The following is a 4,130-nucleotide window of genomic DNA, read 5'->3' on the forward strand; positions in this document are numbered from 1 at the left end:
TGCCGAGTGGTGGGGCAAGAGCCCTTTTGGTTACTTTTGGGGCTCTTTTCCAAAAGTGACCCGCTGTCAGAGCGGAACCCTAAGTGGCCGTTACCGCAGCAATGGATATGTACACAATTCAACTGCGTCGCCTGCCAGGCCGCCTTCGCGAGCAAGCCCGCTCCCACAATTGGATCGCGGGGGTGTCAGGTAGATAGGCGTTGGCTGGCAGGCCGCCTTCGCGAGCAAGCCCGCTCCCACATTTGGATTGCGGGGTGTCAGGTAGATAGGCGTTGGCTGGTAGGCCGCCTTCGCGAGCAAGCCCGCACACACATTTGGATTGCGGGGGTGTCAGGTAGATAGGCGTTGGCTGGCCGGCCGCCATCGCAGGCAAGCCAGCTCCCACAGTTGGATCATGGCACTTCAGGTAAATAGGCACCGGCTGTCAGGCCGTCACTGGCCTAACCCGGGTTGAACAGCACCTGCTGCATCGCCTGAGGCGGCTGCCCGAACGCCCTGAGAAACGCCTGGCGCATGCGCTCGCGATCACCAAACCCGGTTTCGCGCGCCACCACCTCCACCGGGTGCCGGCTGGTTTCCATCATCGCCCGCGCAGCTTCCACCCGCAGGGCTTCGATAGCTTTGGCCGGGGTCTGCCCGGTTTCTTCGCGAAACACCCGGCTGAACTGGCGCGGGCTTAACCGGGCAACGTCGGCCAGGGCCTCCACGGATAAATCCTGAGTGAGATTCTCGCGAGCGTAAGCCAGGGCCAGCTGCACGCGGTCGGACTTGGGGTCCAGCTCCAACAAGGCCGACAATTGCGACTGCTCGCTGCCGCGACGCTGGGCAATCACCAGCTTGCGCGCAATACGCCGGGCCAGGTCGCTGCCCAGATCGTCCTCCACCATCGCCAGCGCCAGGTCGACCCCGGCGCTCATGCCCGCACCGGTCCACACCTGGCCGTCGACAATGAACAACTTGTCTTCTTCCAGGCGGATATCCGGGTAACGCTTGCGAAACGCGGGTGCGTGAATCCAGTGAGTGGTGGTGCGCTTGCCAGCCAGCAGCCCAGCCTCGGCCAGCACAAAAATGCCCATGCATAACGACGCCACCCGGCGCGACTGCGCGGACGCGGCCTTGACCAGCTCCAGCAGGTTGGCTTCCGGCAGGCGAAACTCCAGGTAGCCACTGACAATCAACGTGTCATAGCCCTCCGGCCGCAGCGCGCTGGTGTTCACCGAAAAGCCCTGGGAGGTCATCACCGCGCCACCGCTTTCCGACACCAGGTGAAACTCATAGGCCGGCTCGCCGCGCAGCAGGTTGGCACACTCGAACACCGAGCCCAGGCTGAGGCTCAACGACTGGAAATTCGGGTAAACCATCAGCGCAACGCTGTGCATTGCATCTCTCCAAGGGGCGGGGGAGTGGCGATTGTCGGCGTGTGCCCGGCAAACGGCAACCGACTTTGGTGCATGTCCGAAATCCTTGCGGATATGACATTGTGAGCCAATGCCGCGCTGCCTAACATGAGCCCAACGCACTAGACGACTGGTCTAATCGCAGAGGGGCAAGCATGAGCAACGCAAGCAGCAGTGCGCGGCAAGCGATTCTGGAACGGGCGCAATCCATTGTCGGCGCCAAGGGGTTTTCGGCGGTGGGCTTGAACGAAATCCTGCAAGCCGCGCAAGTACCCAAGGGCTCGTTTTATCACTACTTCAACTCCAAAGACGCCTTTGGCGTGGTGTTACTCGATACCTATTTCGACCAGTACGTCGAGGGCATGCAGCAGCTGTTAGATCAGCCGGGCTCAACCCACCACGCCAAGCTGATGCGCTATTGGCAAGGCTGGATCGACAACCACACCGGCTGCACCGACGCCGGCAAATGCCTGGCCGTGAAGCTTGGGGCTGAGGTCTCCGACCTGTCAGAACCCATGCGGCTGGCGCTGCAACGCGGCACTTCGCGCACCATCGATTTGCTTGCCGTGGCCCTGCAACGCGGCGTCGAAGACGGCTCGCTCAGGTTCGCGCAGGCCCCCGAAAGCCTGGCCAGGCGCTTGTATGCGCTATGGTTGGGAACCAGCGTCATGGGCAAGATCACCCGTACCACCGCGCCGTTCGCTGAGGCGCTTCTGCTGACCCAACAGCTGTTGGGCGGCCCTGAAAACCCTGTTATTCACATCGATCGAGGCACTGGAAAATGAAAGTATTAATGGTACTGACCTCTCACGGCCAGCTTGGCGATACCGGGCGCAAGACCGGCTTCTGGCTCGAAGAATTTGCCGCACCTTATTACGCGTTCAAGGACGCTGGCGCCGAGGTGGTGTTGGCTTCCCCGGCCGGCGGCCAGCCGCCGCTGGACCCTAAAAGCGATGAACCGGATGCGCAAACCGAGCAGACCGAGCGCTTCGCCAAAGACTCGGCTGCGCAGCAAGCCTTGGCCACCACCGTGAAGCTGGACTCGGTCAACGCCGCCGACTTCGACACCGTGTTCTACCCAGGCGGCCACGGCCCGTTGTGGGACCTGGCGGAGTCGCCGGTGTCCATCGCGCTGATCGAAGCCTTCGAGCGGGCCGGCAAGCCCATCGGCTTTGTGTGCCATGCACCGGGTGCCTTGCGTCACGTCAAGGCGGTCAACGGTGAGCCATTGATCAAGGGCCGCCGCGTCACCGGGTTCTCCAACTCGGAAGAGGCCGCCGTGCAGTTGACTGAAGTCGTGCCGTTCCTGATTGAAGATGAATTCAAAAAACTGGGCGGCCAGTATGAGAAGGGCGCTGACTGGCAATCCTTCGTCCTCGTCGATGGCTTGCTGGTGACTGGGCAAAACCCAGGCAGCTCCAGCGAAGTGGCCAAGGCCCTGCTGACACTCTGCGCTTAAGTTAATCAACCGATCTGTACGGTGGCGACTCCCAGGAGGCGCCACGGTTTTCGTTCGTCCTGAATTTGGAATATCGCCGTGCCTGACTGCATCCTGAACACCCCGATCAAGCTGGGGCACCACCGCTTGAACAACCGTGTCGTACTGCCGCCGCTGACCCGCCAGCGCAGCGCCCAGCCGGGTAATATCGCCACCGACCTGATGGCCGAGTATTACCGTCAGCGGGCCAGTGCCGGGTTCATGGTCAGCGAGGGTACGCAGATCGAACCCCGGGGCCAGGGCTACGCGTGGACGCCGGGCATTCATACACCGGCGCAAATCCAGGGTTGGCGCAAAGTCACCGCAGCGGTGCATGCCGAGGGTGGGGTGATCTTTGCCCAGCTATGGCACGTGGGGCGGGTGTCCCATAACGCGCTGCAACCTGACGGTGGTGCGCCGGTGGGCCCGTCTGCACTGGCGGCGGTGCAAGCCAAGGCCTTCATTGAGACCGGGCCGGGTGTGGGTGAACTGGTACAGCCCCCCGTACCCCGTGCCTTGACCACGCTGGAAATCGAAGAGCTGGTGGGGCACTACGCCCAGGCTGCACGCAATGCCCTGGACGCCGGGTTCGACGGCGTGGAAATTCACGCGGCCAACGGCTACCTGGTCAACCAGTTCATCTCGGCCCATTCCAACACTCGTGAAGATGAGTACGGCGGCTCGCTGGACAATCGCCTGCGCTTGCTGCGCGAGATCGTCGAAGCGGTGTGCAAGGTGGTGGGGCCGGAGCGCTTGGGCGTGCGCTTTTCGCCGCTGTTCAGTGGTACCGACCAGGACCGGGTCTACATCGGCCTGGTGGAGGAAGACCCGCACCATACCTATATCGAAGCGATCAAAGTGCTGGAAGCGTCGGGCATCGCCTACGTGTCCATTGCCGAAGCCGATTGGGACAATGCGCCCGACCTGCCCGAAACATTCCGCCAGGCCGTACGCCGCACCTTCAGCGGCAGGATCATCTATGCCGGCCGCTACACCGCCGAGCGCGGTGCACGCTTGGTAGAGGCCGGGTTGGCAGACTTGATTGCCTTCGGGCGGCCCTTCATCGCCAACCCGGACTTGCCCCAGCGGCTGTTCAATGGCTGGCCATTGAATGCGTTGAAGGCCGAAGGCTTGTATGGCGGGACAGAGGCGGGGTATGTGGATTATCCGGTGTATGCCCAACACTAGTGTGGGAGCGGGCTTGCTCGCGAAGGCGTCGGCTCAGCAAACATTTATGTTGACTGACTCACCGCTTT

4 protein-coding genes are annotated in these 4,130 nt (G+C 62.4%); 3 read left to right on the top strand and 1 reads right to left on the bottom strand.

What is annotated here, in order from left to right; genetic code table 11:
* Positions 1 to 440: 440 nt before the first annotated feature.
* The gene (locus tag A7K61_RS30385) at positions 441 to 1,379 is read right to left on the bottom strand and encodes a GlxA family transcriptional regulator (protein WP_044272318.1); all 939 of its coding nucleotides are present in this window, start codon (positions 1,377 to 1,379) and stop codon (positions 441 to 443) included.
* A gap of 173 nt (positions 1,380 to 1,552) precedes the next feature.
* On the opposite strand from A7K61_RS30385, the gene A7K61_RS30390 reads away from it, so the two are divergent.
* The 3 genes from A7K61_RS30390 (at position 1,553) to A7K61_RS30400 (ending at position 4,062) form a co-directional block, all read left to right on the top strand.
* On the top strand, positions 1,553 to 2,182 hold the full coding sequence (locus A7K61_RS30390; RefSeq protein ID WP_044272315.1) for a TetR/AcrR family transcriptional regulator: 630 nt from the start codon (positions 1,553 to 1,555) through the stop codon (positions 2,180 to 2,182).
* Complete coding sequence (locus tag A7K61_RS30395) at positions 2,179 to 2,856, top strand: type 1 glutamine amidotransferase domain-containing protein (RefSeq protein ID WP_069559008.1); 678 nt, start codon at positions 2,179 to 2,181, stop codon at positions 2,854 to 2,856. The genes A7K61_RS30390 and A7K61_RS30395 overlap by 4 nt, the downstream gene beginning before the upstream one ends.
* 78 nt (positions 2,857 to 2,934) lie before the next feature.
* Entirely contained in the window at positions 2,935 to 4,062 is a 1,128-nt protein-coding gene (locus A7K61_RS30400) for an alkene reductase (RefSeq protein WP_069559009.1), read from the top strand.
* Positions 4,063 to 4,130: the final 68 nt, after the last annotated feature.

This window comes from Pseudomonas sp. AP42 (genome assembly GCF_001728935.1).
Classification (GTDB): Bacteria; Pseudomonadota; Gammaproteobacteria; order Pseudomonadales; family Pseudomonadaceae; genus Aquipseudomonas; species Aquipseudomonas lactis.